This is a genomic window from Leifsonia sp. Ger2509, from assembly GCF_055231915.1.
The window spans coordinates 1,951,163-1,968,389 of sequence record NZ_JBUYVB010000003.1 but is presented as its reverse complement, the minus strand read 5'-3'; the positions used below and the strand labels follow the sequence as shown (position 1 = coordinate 1,968,389).

The window sequence follows — 17,227 nt, the reverse complement described above, 5'->3', positions numbered from 1 at the left end:
GAAGAGCCGCTCTGCGGCAGGATGCCGACTCAGTGGTGTGCGAAACGGAACGCCTCCTGTGCCAGCTCCGACCAGGACAGACCACTCTCGGGGTGGACCGACAGCCATTCCTTCATCGGGCGACCCTTGTTGGCGTCGAAGTGGTCGCCGTCGCCGCTCTCGATCAACAGCGCGACGCGCGCGGCCGGCAATTTGACCACCAGGCGATCGTGGGCGAGCATCGCGAAGATGTGCCCGTTGAAACGCAAGGCGGATGAGCCGAAGCCCGCGGTCGCGCGCGGCGGCACCACGCCATCGAGGGATGCGAACTCGGCGACGAGCAGGGCGAACCGATCGGACGGCAGCATGAAGGTCATCCTCGTCCCCTTGCGGCCGCCGCACAACTTCGTGCGCCTTGACACGCCCATCCCCGTTCCCTAGCCTGAGAAACGCGACGAAACCAGTCGTAAATTTCCAGAAATGTTTCGTGACAGCGAGGTCAGCATGGTCGAAGTGCGTCCGCCCGGGTTCGTCCGCACCGAAGGAACCCGGTTTCTCGACGGCTGGGGCCGCCCCACCCGGTTCACCGGCGTGTGCGTGGGCGGCTGGCTCAACATGGAGAACTTCGTCACGGGCTACGCAGCCAACGAGACCCTGATGCGCACGAAGGTCGCCGCCGTGATCGGCGCCGCGCGCGCCGATCGCTTCTTCGGGCGACTTCTCGACGCCTTCTACGGGGAAGCGGACGCCGAGTTCCTCGGCTCGCTCGGAATGACGGTCATCCGTATCCCCGTCAACTACCGGCACTTCGAGAGCGATGCGGACCCGTTCACGATCCTGCCGACGGCGTTCGACCACCTCGACCGTGCGATCGAGGCCTCCGGGCGGCACGGGATCTACTCGATCATCGATCTGCACGCGCTGCCGGGAAGCCAGAACCACCACTGGCACTCCGACAACTCGACGCACGAACCGCACCTCTGGCAGCACCCGCACTTCCAGGATCGGGTGGTGAACATCTGGGAGGCGATCGCCGAGCATTACAAGGACAACACCTGGGTCGCCGGCTACAACCTGATGAACGAGCCGGCCGATGAGACCCGAGCGGTGGTGGGGCCGCTCTATCGCCGACTCTTCGAGGCGGTGCGGGCGATCGACAGCGATCACACGATCTTCCTCGACGGCAACACGTACTCGACGGAGTTCGACATGTTCGACGCGGAGCCGTGGCCGAACGTCGTCTACTCCCTGCACGACTACGTTGCGGCGGGCCTCGGACGCGGCGGAGACTATCCGGGCCACACTGACGGCACGTACATCGATGCCGCCTATGCCAGGGAGAAGTTCCTGCAGCGCTCCGAGTATGCGCGCCGCACCGGAACGCCGATCTTCGTCGGGGAGTTCGCGCCCATCTACACCGGTGACGAGCGAACCGACGCGATGCGCCGGCAGATCCTCGCCGACCAGCTCGAGCTCTACCGCGAATTCGACGTCAGCTGGACGAGCTGGATGTACAAGGACCTGGGCAGACAAGGTCTCGTCTCCGTCTCCGAGGACTCGCCGTACAGGCGCCGCTTCGATGCTTTCGTCGCGAAGAAGAACCGGCTCGCCGCCGACCAGTGGGGCAGCGATCGGCTCGGGGGCGACGGCGTGCGGCCGGTGAGCGAGGCTGTGCAGGAATTGATGGCCCGCGAGTTCCCGAACTGGACACCGTATCCGTGGGGCCGGTTCGACACGGTCGCGACCGTTCTGAACAACCTGCTCTTCGCGCAGCCGCTTGCAGACGATTACGCAGAGCTCTTACGGGGGCTGACCGATGATGAGCTCGACGAACTCGCCGACTCGTTCTCCTTCGAGAACTGCGCGGTGAGCGAGAGCCTGCGAGACCAGTTGGTGTCCGGCCAGGATCCGCAGGATGCCCCTGCCGTGAAAGCCGGACGGGCCTGAAGTGCGCGCGGTCGTACTCCGGTCGCCTGGCGTCCCTCCCGTCATCGAGGACGTCGAGCTGTCAGCACCGCTGCCGGGGGAGGTCCGCGTCCGCATCGAGGCTGCCGGGGTCTGCCACAGCGACTACCACTACATGACCGGCGACCTGAAGGCACCCCTCCCGCTCGTGCTCGGACACGAGGGTGCAGGCATCGTCGAGGAGGTGGCCAGCGGCGGGTCGGGGCGGATCCGGGTGGGGGACCGCGTGGCCCTGCTCTGGCGGCCGCGGTGCGGGCACTGCGCCGCCTGCATCGCCGGCAATCCGGTGCTCTGCGAGCTGGGCCCCGTTCAGGCGAACTCGGGTGGCCTCCCGGATGGCACGTCGCGCCTCACGCTGCCCGGCGGCGGTGAGTTGCACCACCTCATGGGCGTCTCGTGCTTCGCCGAGCGAGTGGTGGTGAATGAGAACGCAGCAGTCGTGGTTCCGGATGGCGTGCCGCCGGAGGTCGCCGCGATCGCAGCCTGTGCGGTCATCACGGGTGTCGGCGCCGTCTTCCACGAGGTCCGCGAGGCAGCCGGGCGACCGCTGCTGGTGGTCGGTGCCGGCGGCGTCGGACTGTCGAGCGTGATGGGCGCTGCGCTCGTGGGCGCACATCCGATCATCGTGGTCGACGTCGACCCGGCGAAACTCGACCTCGCCCGCGAGCTGGGCGCGACGCACACGATCGACGCGCGCCAGGAGGATGTCGTCGAGCGAGTGCTGGAGATCACCGACCGCGCGGGGGTGCCGTGGGCGATCGAGGCGATCGGTCGCGCGCAGACCCTGGAGCAGGCGCTGGCCTGCGTCGCCGCGGGCGGCACTCTCGTCTCTGTCGGGCTCGGCGCGGCGGACTCCCGGTTCACCGTGCCGCTCAATCAACTGGTGCAGCGGCAGAAGCGGGTCGTCGGCTCGCTCTACGGGTCGAGCAATCCCCACCTCGACCTGCCGCGCATCTTCTCGCTCTACCTCGCCGGGCTCCTGCCCATCGACCGGCTTCTCGGCGACCGCCTGCCGCTCGCCGAGTTCGCCGAAGCATATCGGCGGTTGACCGACGGTGCGGTCGGGCGCGGAATACTCTTGCCGTGATGGCATCCAGAACCGAAGGAGTCTGAACAGATGGTCCGCTCACAAGGCTGGTACGGCGGAGAAGGCCGCGACTCGTACATCCATCGGGCATGGATGCGCAGGGGAGTGCCGGACCACGCGTTCGACGGGCGCCCGCAGATCGCGATCGCGAACACCGCGAGCGACCTGACGCCGTGCAACATGCACCTCGACGAAGTCGCCGAGTACGTCAAACAGGGTGTGTGGGAGGCGGGTGGGGTCCCGCTGAACCTGCCGGTCGTCTCGCTCGGCGAGACCCTGGTCAAGCCCACGGCCATGCTCTGGCGGAACATGGCTGCGATGGCGATCGAGGAGATGCTTCGCGCCAATCCGATCGACTCGGTCGTTCTTCTCGGCGGCTGCGACAAGACGATCCCTGCGCTTCTCATGGGTGCCGCCTCCGTCGATCTGCCAGCGGTCGTCGTGCCCGGCGGGCCGATGCTCAACGGCTACTTCCGTGGCGAACGGATGGGCTGCGGCACAGGGGTCTGGAAGCTGTCGGAAGAGGTCCGCGCCGGAACGCTCGCCGCGGCCGACTTCGAAGCGACCGACAAGACCATGATCCGGAGCAAGGGCCACTGCAACACCATGGGCACCGCATCGACGATGGGCCTCATGGCGGAGGCGCTCGGAATGACCATCCCCGGTGTGGCCGGAACCCCTGCCGCCGACAGCAGACTGCTCGAGGCCGCACACGCCTCCGGCCGGCTGGCCGTCGAGCTCGCCCTCGAGGACCGACGCATCTCCCAGGTCATCACGAAGGAGTCGTTCCACAATGCGATCGTGGCGCTCGCCGGAATCGGAGGTTCGACGAACGCGGTCGTGCATCTGCTGGCGATCGCCGGCCGGCTGGGCATCGAGCTGACCCTCGAGGACTTCGACCGGATCGGCGGCCAGGTTCCGCTGCTGGTGAACCTGCAGCCCGCCGGAACCTACCTCATGGAGGATCTGTTCCGGGCCGGTGGCTTCCTCGCTGTGCTCGATCAGCTCGCCGATCTCCTCGACCCGGTCGCGACGACGGTCACGGGCCGGCCCCTCACGGACTACCTGGGCGGCCGCCAGGTCTGGGACCGCGACGTCATCTCCCTGCGAGACGACCCCCTGCAGGACGACGCAGGCATCGCGGTCCTCCGGGGAAACCTCGCTCCCCGCGGTGCCATCATCAAGCCGGCCGCCGCCACTCCGGAGCTGCTGGTGCACACCGGGCGGGCTGTCGTCTTCGACTCGATCGAGGACGCCCACGCGCGTCTGGACGACCCCGATCTCGACGTCGACGCCGACTCGGTTCTCGTCCTGCGCGGATGCGGACCGAAGGGCTACCCAGGAATGCCAGAGGTCGCGAACATGCCACTGCCGCAGAAGCTGCTGAAGCAAGGGGTGCGGGACGTCGTCCGCATCAGCGACGGCCGCATGTCGGGGACGGCCTACGGAACGGTCGTGCTGCACGTCGCTCCGGAGGCCGCTGCCGGTGGCCCGCTCGCCCTGGTCCAGGACGGCGACCTCATCTCGCTGGACGTCCCCCGCCGCAGGCTCGAGCTGCTCGTCGACGCCGAGGAGCTCGCGAGCCGCACAGCTGCCCAGCGCCAGATCGACGCGTTCGCGACGGCCGACCGCGGCTGGCAGAAGCTCTACATCGACCACGTGCAGGGCGCAGACACCGGTGCCGACCTCGACTTCCTGGTCGGGTCGAGCGGGTCCGAGGTCACACGGGAGTCCCACTGAGCGCCGGGGTCGCGGCGGACCTGCCGCCAGGCGTGGCGGTCACTGCCACCCTCCGTCGATGACCCAGGTCTGCGCAGTCGCCAGCCGGGAGTCGTCGGCCGCGAGCCACAGCAGAAGCCGCGCGACGTCGGCCGGGTAGAGGAGCTCGGGCAGGCACTGTGCAGCCAGGATCTTGTCGTGCTCGGCCTCGCCGACCCAGCTGGCGAGTTGGCGAGGTGTCATGATCCAGCCGGGGATGATGCAGTTCACCCGGATGCCGTCTCCGCCGAGCTCTCGGGCGAGCGTGCGGGTGAGCCCTTCGATCCCTGCTTTGGCGGCGATGTAGACGGGCAGGTCCACCAGATCGATGTGCGCGCTGATCGATCCGAGGTTGATGATCGAGCCGCCGCCGGCAGCCTTCATCATCGGCCAGACCGTCTGCGCGGCGAAGAAATGGTGACGGATGTTGACGGCGATCCCCTCATCCCACGCCGTGACGTCGACGTCGGCGACCCCACGCCGGGTGTCGTTCGCGGCATTGTTCACCAGGATGGTCGGCGGGCCGAGGAGATCGGATGCACGGATGATCGCGCGTTGGAGGGAGGGGACATCGCGCACATCCACTGCCTGGAACAGCGGCGCCGGGTCGCCTCTTCCTGCGACGGCCGAGGCCAGCTCCGCCCCCGCGGCCTCGTCGACGTCGGCGAACGCGACCCGGACGCCCTGGGCCGCGAGCTGCGACACGAATTCTGCGCCGAGACCGGTCGCGCCGCCGCTGACGAACGCTGTGCGTCCGTCCAGCGAGGGGTAGCGGGCGTATTCGGGCGACGCAGACACCTCATTGGCGATCGTCATCGATGTCCTTTTCACTGTAAGGTTTCTACGTTCCCGAGAAAACTATCTGAATCGTCAGCGTATGAGGTCACCCGCATCCCGTCAACCGAACCGTCCTGTCGGACGGGCCCGCGTCGCGCCCGCAGCTAGCATGAGGCCTATGCACAACGACGACGCCGCTGAGGCGCCGCGGGCCCGGGCCACGCTCTCGGAGGTTGCCGCTCTCGCGAACGTCTCCGTGGCGACCGTCTCCAAAGTCCTCAACGGACGGAGCGGGGTCTCCGACGAGACCAGGAGCCGCGTCGAGGGCCTCCTCGACGAACGGAACTACAACCGGCGGCTGAGCTCGCAGGCGGCGGCCCCATTGATCGAGGTCCTGTGCTTCGAGCTCGACAGTCCGTTCGGCGGAGCGGCGATCGTCGGCATCGAGCGGGTCGCGAGGGAGCACGGCATCGGCATGGTCGTCTCCGGTGCCGAAGAGTCCCATCTCCCGCCATCCGGCTGGGTGGATGGGGTTCTGCAGCGGCAGCCGCTGGGAATCATCCTGGTCGCGGCGCTGCTGCCCGAGAAGGACAAGGCGCGGCTGCGCAGTCGCTCCATCCCCATCGTCATGATCGATCCGTACGGCGCGCCGGCGAGCGACGCCCCCTCGATCGGTTCCGCGGACTGGAGCGGCGGCTTCCATGCGACGCAGCACCTGATCGAGCTCGGTCACGAGCGCATCGCGATCATCACGGGGCCCGAGAGCATGATGGCCGCGACCGCACGACTCTCCGGCTATCGCGCGGCGCTCGAGGCGGCGCGGATCCCCGTGCGGCGCGACTACATCCGGCCGGGGAAGTTCCACCGGCTCGACGGCTTCACGGAGGCGACGGAGCTGCTCTCGTCGGACGACCCGCCGACGGCGATCTTCGCTTCGAGCGATCTCCAGGCGCTGGGTGTCTATGAAGCAGCGCGCATTCTCGGGCTGCGGGTGCCGGAGGATCTCTCGGTGGTCGGCTACGACGACCTCGCGATCGCCCAATGGGCCGGGCCTCCGCTCACCACGGTGCGCGTTCCGTTGGCCGAGATGGCCGAGCAGGCGACGCACCTGGTGACCCGGTTGCGCGATGAGCCCGAGTTGGCGTTCAGCCGCGTGGACATGGCGACGTCTCTCGTCGTGCGCGAGAGCACTGCGCCACCGCGCACCTGACAGGTCCCTTTCGCGAATCGATCCTCGATTGCCCTCGTATTGCTCGATCGTTTTACGAAACATTTCCAAACTATAGGTAAACCTTGACTTGGGTTTCACCCGGAGATACATTCATCACCAGTGTCACTGCGTGCTCCGGTCCCCCCGGCACGCATCACGAAGACGAAGTGGTCTCTCTCGGCCTCGACGATCTTCGATCACGTCGGGTCGGCTGATCCGGCGCTCACCCGGACACATAGCTGTGTCCGCGACGCAAGAGGACTGACATGCGATTCACACTCACATCGAAGACAGCGCTTCGGTCGATCGCTGCCCTCACGTTGGCCGGGCTGGCCAGCATGGGTCTCGCCGCCTGTTCGGGCTCCGACTCGAGCACCGGAGAAACCGGCTCGGCGACGAAAGGCACGATCAACTGGTGGGGCTGGACTCCGACCAACACCGACGAGGCGAAAGAGTTCATCGCCGCGTTCAACAAGGAATATCCGAACATCACGGTCAACTTCAAGCTGATCGGCATCTCCGACTACCAGGCGGCGATGCGTCCGGCACTCGCCTCCAACAGCGGCCCCGATGTCTTCGATCTGCAGCCCGGCGCATACGTGCAGCAGTTCGGCGGCTACGCCAAAGACCTGGCACCCGCGGCTGAGAAGGCACTCGGCAGCGACTGGAAGTCGCAGATCGCCAAGATCGCCGTCGACGGGCTGACCGCGAAGGGCAAACTGACCGCGTTGCCGATCGGCTCGTCCTACGCGGGCTCCCTCTGGTACAACGCTGCGGACTTCGCGAAATACGGGCTCAAACCGCCGACCACACTCGACGAGTGGAAGAACGTCTGCCAGACGTTGAAGAGCAAAGGCGTCGGATGCTTCGCCCAGGGCGCGTCGCAGGAAGGCTTCGATCAGGACACGCTGCAAGCGATCTCCAACTCCGTCGAGCCCGGCTACTGGACGAAGGCCTCCAAGGGCGACGCGAAATGGGATTCCCCGCAGATCGTCGAGACGCTGAAGATCTGGAAGGACCTCTTCGACAGTGGCATCATGCAGGAGGGCGCCCTCGGGGCCCAGCAGTACCCGGACATCAACAACGCGTTCCTGACCGGCAAGTACGCAATGGTGATGATGGGCAGCTGGTACACCCAGTACGCGACCCAGAATGCGATGACCCAGGCGATCTCCGCCGCGGGAGTCGCCGGCGCCAAGCCGTTCCCGATCCTGCCGATCCACTTCCCCGATGTGGCCGGCAAGGGCAATACCAGTGAGATGTTCGGTGACGCCGACTACGGCCTCGCGGTCGCGAGCAAGTCGAAGAACACTGCGGCCGCCGAGACGTTCGTGAAGTGGATGTCGACCAGCACCAAGGGTCAGCAGGTCGTGGCCGACAGGCTCGACACCACGCCGGTGCTGAAGGGCGTCGCGCCCGACTTCTCCACCATCAAGTTCGTCGACCCCAGCACGCAGACGAAACCGGTCAACGACTATCTGGCCGGCCTGACGAGCATCGCCGAACCCCGGTTCGCCCTGCTGAACGCGGACATCGAGAACGCCTTCCTCGCGGCAGCCCAGTCGGTCGGCGCAGGCAGCGCAACGCCCGAGCAGGCAGCCAAGACGCTGCAGCAGGCTGCGGACGCAGCCAAGGCGAACGGATGACCGTCTCCACCCAACGGGTAAGCAGCGCGGTCGGCTCATCGAGCCGGCCGCGCCGCCACCCCCGTCGTCTCCAGGCTCCGGGCCTGCCGTGGATCCTGCCGGCGCTCGTGCTGAGCGCCGGACTCATCTACTACTGCATCGGCTACACCGGCTACATCTCCACGCTCAACTGGGACGGGGCCAGCCCCGACCCGGAATCCGTCGGGCTGCGCAACTACACGAACATCTTCAACGACCCGGTGTTCTGGGGCGCGATCTGGCACACAGTCCTGTTCTTCATCGTCACGTTCGCCCTCCAGACCGCGATCGGGATGGTCTTCGCCGTCATCATGCACTCGCGCATCAGGCTGGCGGTGGTCTACAAGGTCATCGTCTTCGTGCCGGTGGTGCTCGCTCCCGCCATCATGGCGCCGGTGTTCCGCCAGATCTTCGCGGCCGATGGCCAGCTGAACTGGGTGCTCCATCACATCGGGCTCGGCTTCCTCGCCCAGCCGTGGATCGGTCAGACCTCCACCGCTCTGCCGGTGATCATGGTGATCTCGATCTGGCAGTGGACCGGACTGACGTTCGTGCTCTACTACGCGGCGATGAGCCAGGTCGACCAGTCGCTGATCGAAGCGGCGCGCATCGACGGAGCCGGCAACGTGCGCACCCTCGTGAGCATCATCTGGCCCACCCTGCGCGGGACCACGCTCGCGCTCGCGATCCTCAGCGCCATCGGCGCGCTCAAGACTTTCGACGTGCCCTGGCTGGTGACCGTCGCCGGGCCGAACAACGCGACGCAGTTCCTCGGCACGTACATCTACCAGATGACCATCCAGCTGGCCCACGTCGGCTACGGTGCAGCGCTCGCGATCATCCTGCTCGTCATCGCGCTGGTGATGGCTATCGTGCTGCAGGTCGCCGGCCGCGAGAAGACCGGAGGACGCTGATGTTCGAGGTTCGCCGCTGGTGGAGCAAGGGCCTGCTGCAACTGCTGGCCACACTCCTCGTCCTTCCGTACCTCTTCCCGCTGGTCGCGATGGTCCAGGGCTCTTTCGCCGGCGCCGGGTTGGCCAACTATCGGGACGTGCTCCAGGTGCCCGGCTTCTTCCGGTTCTTCCTCAACAGCGCGATCATCGCGGCCGGCGTCATCGTCCTCGTGTACGCGGTGACGATGCTCGCGGCGTATGGTTTCGCCAAGCTGCACATCCGCTTCCGGGAGCTCTATTTCTGGATGCTGCTGGTCTGCCTCACCCTGCCCGAGGTCGTGCTCCTGACCCCTCTCTTCGTGACCACCCAGGCACTCGGCCTGTTCAACACCTACGCCGCGGTCATCCTGCCGCTCGCTGCGTTGCAGGTTCCTTTCGCGGTTCTGCTGACACGCAACTTCATCAACGGGCTGCCGGACGAGATGTTCGAGGCGGCACGCGTCGACGGAGCGAACTCCGTGCGCGGGTTCTTCCATCTGATCGTCCCGCTGACCCGGCCCATCGCCGCGGCAGTGCTGATCTTCACCCTCATCGGTGCGTGGAACGACTACCTGATGCCGCTCGTGTTCCTGCAGTCGCAGGACATGCAGACCATCACCCTGGTTCCGCAGTTCTTCGTCGGCGAATTCAGCAACGACCAGACGAAGATCCTCGCCTCCGCGGTCCTGACCGCGATCCCGGAGATCGTCGCCTACCTGTGCCTGCAAGGCATGTTCGAACGCGGCCTCGCGGCCGGCGCCATCAAATGATCCGACCACTAGGAGTCTGAAATGCCACTCATTCAAGTCGACCTCGACCGCGGACTCTTCGAGGCGTCGCACGCCGAGATCGGAGACGCGATCCACGGCGCGCAGATCGACGCGCTCGGGATCCCCGCCGACGACCGGTTCCAGGTCTTCCGCCCGCACGGGCCCGGCGAGCTGAAGTTCGACGGCGGCTACAACGGGGTCGACCGGAAGAGCCTGGTGCTCATCCATGTGACCGCAGTCCACATGTATCCCGTCGCGGTGAAGCGCCGGTTCTTCGAAACGGTCGCCGACCGGCTGGCGCCCCTCGGCATCCGCTCGGAGGACATCCTCATCTCGCTCGTCGAGAACGGCTTCGAAGACTGGTACGCGGGAAAGTGAGCACCGACGGACAGCTCCTCCGGTACGACCGGGCACCCCTCCGCGTGCTCTTCCTCGGCGGCACGGGAACGATCAGCTCGTCATGCGTGCGGCTCGCCGTCGCCACCGGGATGGCCGTCTCCGTTCTGAACCGCGGCGCGAACACGGCCGGCCGCTCGCTGCCCGCGGAGGTCGAGCAGGTCACGGGCGATGTCTCCGACCCAGGGTCGCTCCTGGCGGCGCTCGGCGACCGCTCCTTCGACGCGGTCGTCAACTTCCTCTCCTACGACGAGGATGACGTCGCCCGCTCTGTGCGCCTGTTCGCCGGGCGCACGTCCCAGTATGTGCACATCAGCTCGGGCTCGATCTACTCCAAACCGGTGCTGGTGAGCCCGATCACGGAATCGACCCCCGTCGGCCCCAACCCCCCGCTACCGTATGCGACGGCCAAGTGGCGAGCCGAGCTCGCCCTGGCCCGCGCCCATCGGGAGCAGGGCTTCCCGGTCACCGTCATCCGGCCGTCTCACACCTATGACGACTCGAACCCGCCGCTGCCGGGAGGCTGGACCGTGCTCGACCGGATGGCGCGGGGCGCGGAGATCCCGGTCCACGGTGACGGGACATCGTTGTGGACCCTCACACACGCCGAGGATTTCGCGCAGGGTCTCGTCGGGCTGCTCGGCAGCGAACGCGCGGTGGGGGAGACCTTCCACATCACCGGCGACGACGTACTGACCTGGGACCAGATCTACGGGCTGTTCGCCACCGCGCTGGGAGTGCGGCCACGCCTCGTCCACGTCGCGAGCGAGCTCTACCCGGTCGTGGCGCCCGAGTGGTTCTGGTCGGGCGAGTTCGTCGGCGATCTCGGACACTCCGCGGTCTTCGACAACGCGAAGATCCGTCGCTTCGTGCCGGGCTTCGCGCCGCGACTGACGTTCGAGCGGGCGGTGCGGCGGATGCTGGTATGGCGGGCGGATCACCCCGAGACGACGAGGGGGGACGCAGCGACCGAGGCGGTGCTCGATCGTATCGTCGACGCCTACCATGCCGCGCACCGGGCGTTCGCCGACCGTGCGCCGGCACTGCAGGAGGCCGTGTCGTGACACTCGCGACGCGCGCCCTCGGTTTGACCTCCCTCACCGTGACGGAGCTCTGCATGGGGACGAGCCCGCTCGCGAGCATGCCGCAGTTGTACGGCTACGACGTCAGCGACGAACAGGCGATCGCGACGATCGAGGCCGTGCTCGACAGCGACATCCACTTCATCGACACGTCGAACGGCTACGGGCAGGACGGAGAGGCGGAGAAGCGGATCGGCGTGGCACTGGCACGGCGTGGCGGACTGCCGGACGGAGTCGTGCTCGCGACGAAGGTCGATCCGGACCCGGCGACGGGCGACTTCTCGGGTGCCAGGGTTCTGGTCTCCTACGAGGAGAGCCTCGACCGCCTCGGGGTGGACCGGGTGCCGCTGCTCTACCTGCACGATCCCGAGCGCATTGCTTTCGAGGACGGCGTAGCTCCCAGCGGACCGGTCGAAGCGCTGATGGCCCTGCGTGCGCAGGGGCGCGTCGATCACATCGGCATCGCGGGCGGCCCGGTGGACCTGCTCTCGCGCTACCTCGGGACGGGCGCCTTCGACGTCGTGCTCAGCCACAACCGGTACACGCTGCTCGACCGCTCGGCGGAGGACCTGTTCGCTTTCGCTCACGCTCACGGCATCGGGGTGGTGAACGCTGCGCCGTACGGCGGTGGGATGCTCGCGAAAGGCCCGGACGTGCAGTCCAGCTACGGGTATGGCGAGCGCCCGGACCAGGTCGCCGACAGCGCGCGGGCGATGGCAGCCGCGTGTGCACGGTACGACGTGCCTCTCGCCGCCGCCGCACTGCAGTTCTCGCTCCGTTCCACCTCGATCGACGCGACGGTGGTCGGCGTCTCCTCACCGGAGCGGGTCGCGCAGACGCTGGCGTATGCCGACCTGGACATCTCCGAGTCGCTCTGGGAAGAGCTGGAGAGCCTGGTGCCGTCGTCCACGTCGTGGCTGTACTGAAGACGGCCGCGGACGGAGACGCCCTCCCGCGTCTGCCGGGTTCAGCTCGCGACGGACCTGCGGCGGAAGACCCAGTTGACCGTGTCCCGCCACGTGTCGCGCAGTTCGCGGTCCCGTCGCCACTCCCGCCAGGTGAGCCAGATGATCACGGCATCGAACACGGTCAGCACGGCGATCCCGATGGATGGTTTGGTCACCAGCTCATAGATCTGGAAGATCAGGAACGCCCCGAGTGCCGCCATCGCCCACGGATAGATGCGTCGCGAGCCGATCAGCAGCGCGATGACGATCGCGATCTTCACCACGCCGTGCACCAGGAGGTAGGCAGCGACGAAGCCCTGTGCGCCCGCGTGGAGGTGGGATGCGCCGTGGAGGATGAGGTTGGCGATGAGATCGTTCGGGTCTTCCGACAGCTCCTCGCCTGTCACGGCGTTGGCAGCTCCGACGAGCTGCGCCGGGCTGACGAACAGCAGGAACACTCCGCCGGCCAGCTCCAGCAGGCCGTCGATGCCCTTGAACACGACGCCGACGAGGAAGACCAGATCGAGGATGCGCTCTTTCACGATCACGTCCCTGCCAGGGAGCCCCATCCGTGCCGTCGGCGGATCTCAGCCCGGACGCTCACGCGCGCCCGCTCCCGGTTCGGATAGGGGTGGCCGGTGTAATGCATCGACAGCGCATCGATATCCGCCTTGTCGACATCGTCGGTGATGGATGTGACGAGCAGCTGCAGGCTCAGGTGGCTGTACCAGTCGGTTCCGTTGAGAACGGTGAGGGCGAACCGGGGATCGCGACGGAGGTGCGCCAGGCGTGTGCGCGCTGCGTCCAGGTTGACGAGGATGGTCCCGTCCGCCTCCAGCAGGTACCAGGTGGCGACGCTGACCGGGCGCCCATCCTTGGCCAGGGTCGCCATGACCGCAGGGTTCGGCTTTTCCAGGAAGGCGCGGGCGGAATCAGGGAGCGAAGACTGCATATCGGCACAATACGCCCCTGATCGGGGGTGATTTCGAACGATTCCGTGCGCGTTTCGCCCCCACTACTAGGTATTTCGGGGCTTCACGAATCGCAGGAGACTGATTGTGACCCGCAGCATTGAACAGAAGACGCCAACCGCGCCGCCGACCCGCCGCTGAAAGCCGAACCGAAATGCACACCTCCGACACCATCACCGCAGACACCGTCACCGCGGACTCTGAGACCGCCGCCGCCGACCTGTGTGCGTTCTTCCACGGCACTCACGCCCACCAGTGGGAGTACACGAACGGTCACCTGGTGTGTGCGTTCTGCGATTGCAAGCAGCCGTTCACGTCTTAACGATGTAGCCTCAGCCCGCCGGAACATTCAGCACCGGGACGGACGAGGAGATGGATGCCATGAAGAGAGACCTCTTCACCGACGATCACGAAGCGTATCGTGACACGGTCAGGGAATTTCTGAAGCGCGAAGTCGTCCCGAACTGGGAACGGTGGGACGACGAGCACATGATCGATCGCCGTGTCTACGTGAAAGCGGCTGAGACCGGTCTCTACGGCCTGCAGATCCCTGAGGAGTACGGCGGCGCCGGCGAGATGGACTACCGGTACCGGATGGTTGTCGCCGAAGAGATCGCCAAGACCGGTGCCACCTCGTTCGCGGTCACCATCGCAGTGCAGGACGACCTCGTGCTGCACTACCTCCGCGACCTGACGACCGACGAGCAGCGTCAGCGCTGGCTTCCGCCGTTCGCCGCGGGCGAGCTGATCGGCGCCCTCGCGATGACCGAGCCGGGCGCGGGAAGCGACCTCCGCGGCATCCGGACCCGTGCGGTGCAGGATGGCGACGATTGGATCCTCAACGGCCAGAAGACGTTCATCTCGTCCGGCATCATGGCCGATGTCGTGGTCGTGGCCGCGCAGACCAATCCCGAGGCCGGTTCCAGGGGCTTCACGCTGTTCGTCGTCGAGACGGGGATGCCCGGTTTCGAGCGCGGCCGCCAGCTCGACAAGATCGGCCTCATGGGCCAGGACACCGCCGAACTCTTCTTCCGCGATGTGCGGGTCCCGGCGGCGAATGTGCTGGGCGGCGAGGGGCGCGGACTGCAGAACCTCATGAGTCACCTCCCGCGGGAGCGGCTCGGCCTCACGATCAACGCGTTCGCGAAGGCCCGAGCGATCTTCGAGGAGACCCGGCAGTACTGCGCCGACCGGATGGCGTTCGGCAATACGCTCGACAGCCTGCAGCACGTCCGTTTCGAGCTCGCCGAGATGTCGACCGAGATCGATGTCGCCGAGGCTTATGTCGACAAATCGATCCTCGCGTACAACGTCGACGAGCTGACCCCGACGGATGCGGCCAAGGGCAAGTGGTACCTCACGGACCTTGAGAAGCGGGTCATCGATCGCTGCCTGCAGCTGCACGGCGGCTACGGTTTCATGCGCGAGTTCCACGTCGGCAGGGCCTACATCGACACCCGGGTCGAGACGATCTACGGCGGCACCAACGAGATCATGAAGGACCTCATCGGCCGGGAGCTCGTGCAGGAGCTGCGCCGGCACGAGTGACGCCATGCCCAGGCGAACCCCGGCGGACGACGCCGTCGACCCTGTCGACGCGGCGAATTTCGCGCTCGAGCGACATCAGCCGAACGTTGTCACGATGGTCGGGCTGCTTGCGCCGGGCGGGTTCGTCGACGACCGCGGTCATCCGGACCTCCCCCGTCTGCGCAGCGTCCTCGCCGATCGGGTGGCGGCCGTCCCCGCGTTGTGTCGTCGTCCTGTCGAGCAGGGTGGGATGTGGAGATGGGTGGGGGCGGCGCCGGAGATCGAGCACCACGTGCGGCTCGCGGAACCGGCCCCGGCCACGGATCGCGCGCCGGGAACGTCGATTCTCGAACAGACCTGCGCGCAGGCGGTGATGCGGCCGCTGGCGGCGGGCAGGCCGCTGTGGGAGCTGCTGCTGGTGCCCGCGGCGGACGGCCCGCGCTGCGGCATCCTCTTCCGCGTCCACCACGTTCTTGCGGACGGGATCCTCGTCGAGGCGCTGATTCAGGCGCTGTCCGATGTCGACACCGCTGCCGGTGGCGCGCCTCGCATCCAGCGCGACAGGGCTGCAACCCAGCCGGACGGGGCACCGGCTTCGGCCGGAGTTCCCCTTCTCCAGAGAGTGCGGACATTCGCGGAACAGACCATCGCCGTCTTCCGGCGCAGCGTGCGTTCGAAAGTGCTTCTCGGCCCCCTGAGCGACAGCCGCGACGTCGCCTTCTTCGACGTCGAACTCGGCCCGCTCCACAACGGATCGGCCGAACGAGGTGGGACCGTCAACGACGCGTTCCTCGCCTCCTTCGGCCGGGGGATCGGCGCTCTGCTCGAAGAAGTCGGCGAGCCGCTGCCCGAGACAGTTCCCATCTCCTGTCCGGTGCGGCTGCCTCGAAGCCCGGGGGAGGGCAACGCCACCGGCGTCATGCTCGTGCCCGTCCCGGTCGCTGCGGCCGACATCCTCGACGCGGTGACCGTGGTCGCGAAGACCACGCGGACCGAGAAGGTGCGCGCCCGCGCCGCCGGGACCTTCGAGTGGATGCGAGGGCCGCGAATGGCCGGTCTGTTGATGCGGTTCGCCAACAGCCAGCACGCGGTCGCCGCGATCGCCTCAGATCTTCCGGGACCGGCTCACCTCCTGAGGTTGGCGGGCGCGGAGCTGGTTCGTGTGTGGCCGCTGGCGCTGCTTTCGGCCAACGTGCGCGTCGGGGCGCTGTGCGTCTCGTATGCGGGGAGGCTGTCGGTCAGTGTGCAGACGGATGCGCAGCACGTGCCGCGGGCGCGGGTCGTCGCCGACGCGATGGCAGCGGCCCTGCGTGAGATCTCGAAGTGACCACCGGCGCGCGTTCCAGCCGGTTCCCGCACGCAGCTCGTGCATCCGCACACTTTGCGTACCACTGCTCATGTTGCACCGTGGGCGCGGGTTCAGAACCTGTGCGGTCGAGGTCTTGATGGCGCCAACGCCGCCATGGTGCTGCGGGATCGTCGAGATTCTCACGTAGAGCCGGTGAGGTACCGCTGCACGGCCGGCGCCACCGCGGCGACGAGGGTCTCGTGCGAGAGCTCTGCGATCGCTGGGAACTCGAGCACGTGGCGGGCTACGGCGACGCCCAGGAGGTGCGATGCCGCGAGGGCGACACCGCGCATCCGCTGCTCCTCGATGCCGGCGCCGCTGCGCAGGCGGGCCACCATGACGGATTTCAGCATCTCGGCCGCCCGGCTCGACGTGACCGCCGAGCGGACGAGCGACAGCAGGATGGGCCGGGTCTCCGGGTCGTCCCACAACCGCAGATAGGCGTCGGCCACGCGCTCGCCCAGGTCGTCGGGTTGTCCGGACAGGGCTTCGGTCATCCGCTGCGGAATGGTACTGCGATCGGCCACGACGGCGCCGAACAGGGCGTCTTTGTCGCCGAAGTAGTGGCGGATGAGCGCGGGGTCGACCCCCGCCGCCGCGGCGATCGCTCGAATCGAGGCGCCATCGAAGCCGCGCTCGGCGAACAGGTCGCGGGCCGCGTCGAGGATGGCGTCTCGGGTTCCGCTGTCGCCGACCCGCCGGCCGGTGGGCCGTTTTCGGGGCGCGTCGGCGTGTGTCATGGATCCCAGCGTACTCTCCACGTGGGGATATCCTCAGGCGTGGAGTTAGGTCTACGCTGGGAACACCGACAGGA

Annotated in this window: 18 protein-coding genes; 13 read left to right on the top strand and 5 right to left on the bottom strand. The window is 67.3% G+C overall.

Annotated features, from left to right (window positions below):
- Positions 1 to 29: 29 nt before the first annotated feature.
- Positions 30 to 356 (bottom strand): hypothetical protein, encoded by a 327-nt coding sequence (locus tag ACV7NN_RS09700; protein WP_463349367.1) that lies wholly within the window; start codon positions 354 to 356, stop codon positions 30 to 32.
- A 103-nt stretch (positions 357 to 459) separates the two neighbouring features.
- On the opposite strand from ACV7NN_RS09700, the gene ACV7NN_RS09695 reads away from it, so the two are divergent.
- The 3 genes from ACV7NN_RS09695 to ACV7NN_RS09685 are packed head-to-tail and all read left to right on the top strand — an operon-like array spanning position 460 to position 4,771.
- The gene (locus tag ACV7NN_RS09695) at positions 460 to 1,926 is read left to right on the top strand and encodes a glycoside hydrolase family 5 protein (protein WP_463349366.1); all 1,467 of its coding nucleotides are present in this window, start codon (positions 460 to 462) and stop codon (positions 1,924 to 1,926) included.
- 1 nt (position 1,927) lies between these two features.
- Positions 1,928 to 3,031 (top strand): zinc-binding dehydrogenase, encoded by a 1,104-nt coding sequence (locus ACV7NN_RS09690; RefSeq protein WP_463349365.1) that lies wholly within the window; start codon positions 1,928 to 1,930, stop codon positions 3,029 to 3,031.
- Positions 3,032 to 3,061: 30 nt separating this feature from the next.
- The gene (locus ACV7NN_RS09685) at positions 3,062 to 4,771 is read left to right on the top strand and encodes an IlvD/Edd family dehydratase (RefSeq protein ID WP_463349364.1); all 1,710 of its coding nucleotides are present in this window, start codon (positions 3,062 to 3,064) and stop codon (positions 4,769 to 4,771) included.
- A 39-nt stretch (positions 4,772 to 4,810) separates the two neighbouring features.
- Here ACV7NN_RS09685 and ACV7NN_RS09680 read toward each other — a convergent pair whose 3' ends face one another.
- Positions 4,811 to 5,605: an SDR family NAD(P)-dependent oxidoreductase gene (locus ACV7NN_RS09680; protein WP_463349363.1), complete on the bottom strand. Its 795-nt coding sequence runs from the start codon at positions 5,603 to 5,605 to the stop codon at positions 4,811 to 4,813.
- A gap of 139 nt (positions 5,606 to 5,744) precedes the next feature.
- Here ACV7NN_RS09680 and ACV7NN_RS09675 point away from each other — a divergent pair, with 139 nt between their 5' ends.
- From ACV7NN_RS09675 to ACV7NN_RS09645, 7 genes are all read left to right on the top strand, one after another.
- Positions 5,745 to 6,776, top strand: a complete 1,032-nt coding sequence (locus ACV7NN_RS09675) for a LacI family DNA-binding transcriptional regulator (protein ID WP_463349362.1) — start codon at positions 5,745 to 5,747, stop codon at positions 6,774 to 6,776.
- 266 nt (positions 6,777 to 7,042) lie between these two features.
- Positions 7,043 to 8,422: an ABC transporter substrate-binding protein gene (locus tag ACV7NN_RS09670; RefSeq protein ID WP_463349361.1), complete on the top strand. Its 1,380-nt coding sequence runs from the start codon at positions 7,043 to 7,045 to the stop codon at positions 8,420 to 8,422.
- Positions 8,419 to 9,354: a carbohydrate ABC transporter permease gene (locus tag ACV7NN_RS09665; RefSeq protein ID WP_463349360.1), complete on the top strand. Its 936-nt coding sequence runs from the start codon at positions 8,419 to 8,421 to the stop codon at positions 9,352 to 9,354. Before ACV7NN_RS09670 ends, ACV7NN_RS09665 begins: the two co-directional genes overlap by 4 nt.
- Positions 9,354 to 10,142, top strand: a complete 789-nt coding sequence (locus ACV7NN_RS09660) for a carbohydrate ABC transporter permease (protein WP_463349359.1) — start codon at positions 9,354 to 9,356, stop codon at positions 10,140 to 10,142. The genes ACV7NN_RS09665 and ACV7NN_RS09660 overlap by 1 nt, the downstream gene beginning before the upstream one ends.
- Positions 10,143 to 10,163: 21 nt before the next feature.
- The gene (locus ACV7NN_RS09655) at positions 10,164 to 10,520 is read left to right on the top strand and encodes a tautomerase family protein (RefSeq protein ID WP_463349358.1); all 357 of its coding nucleotides are present in this window, start codon (positions 10,164 to 10,166) and stop codon (positions 10,518 to 10,520) included.
- A complete protein-coding gene (locus ACV7NN_RS09650; protein ID WP_463349357.1) occupies positions 10,517 to 11,602 on the top strand; it encodes an NAD-dependent epimerase/dehydratase family protein in 1,086 nt (361 codons plus the stop codon). The genes ACV7NN_RS09655 and ACV7NN_RS09650 overlap by 4 nt, the downstream gene beginning before the upstream one ends.
- Complete coding sequence (locus ACV7NN_RS09645) at positions 11,599 to 12,546, top strand: aldo/keto reductase (protein ID WP_463349356.1); 948 nt, start codon at positions 11,599 to 11,601, stop codon at positions 12,544 to 12,546. The genes ACV7NN_RS09650 and ACV7NN_RS09645 overlap by 4 nt, the downstream gene beginning before the upstream one ends.
- Before the next feature lie 41 nt (positions 12,547 to 12,587).
- On the opposite strand, the gene ACV7NN_RS09640 is transcribed toward ACV7NN_RS09645, so the two are convergent.
- Positions 12,588 to 13,109 (bottom strand): DUF2127 domain-containing protein, encoded by a 522-nt coding sequence (locus ACV7NN_RS09640; RefSeq protein ID WP_463349355.1) that lies wholly within the window; start codon positions 13,107 to 13,109, stop codon positions 12,588 to 12,590.
- Positions 13,110 to 13,111: 2 nt separating this feature from the next.
- Positions 13,112 to 13,519 (bottom strand): TIGR03618 family F420-dependent PPOX class oxidoreductase, encoded by a 408-nt coding sequence (locus ACV7NN_RS09635; RefSeq protein WP_463349354.1) that lies wholly within the window; start codon positions 13,517 to 13,519, stop codon positions 13,112 to 13,114.
- Positions 13,520 to 13,692: 173 nt separating this feature from the next.
- Between ACV7NN_RS09635 and ACV7NN_RS09630 the strand changes: the two genes are divergently transcribed.
- Genes ACV7NN_RS09630 through ACV7NN_RS09620 form a run of 3 tightly spaced genes read left to right on the top strand, consistent with a single transcriptional unit; the run spans position 13,693 to position 16,392 of the window.
- Entirely contained in the window at positions 13,693 to 13,860 is a 168-nt protein-coding gene (locus tag ACV7NN_RS09630; RefSeq protein ID WP_463349353.1) for a hypothetical protein, read from the top strand.
- A gap of 59 nt (positions 13,861 to 13,919) precedes the next feature.
- Positions 13,920 to 15,086 (top strand): acyl-CoA dehydrogenase family protein, encoded by a 1,167-nt coding sequence (locus tag ACV7NN_RS09625; protein ID WP_463349352.1) that lies wholly within the window; start codon positions 13,920 to 13,922, stop codon positions 15,084 to 15,086.
- 4 nt (positions 15,087 to 15,090) lie between these two features.
- A complete protein-coding gene (locus ACV7NN_RS09620; RefSeq protein ID WP_463349351.1) occupies positions 15,091 to 16,392 on the top strand; it encodes a wax ester/triacylglycerol synthase domain-containing protein in 1,302 nt (433 codons plus the stop codon).
- Between the two features lie 161 nt (positions 16,393 to 16,553).
- Here the strand turns inward: ACV7NN_RS09620 and ACV7NN_RS09615 are convergent, their stop codons facing one another.
- The gene (locus ACV7NN_RS09615; RefSeq protein ID WP_463349350.1) at positions 16,554 to 17,153 is read right to left on the bottom strand and encodes a TetR/AcrR family transcriptional regulator; all 600 of its coding nucleotides are present in this window, start codon (positions 17,151 to 17,153) and stop codon (positions 16,554 to 16,556) included.
- Positions 17,154 to 17,227 lie beyond the last annotated feature (74 nt).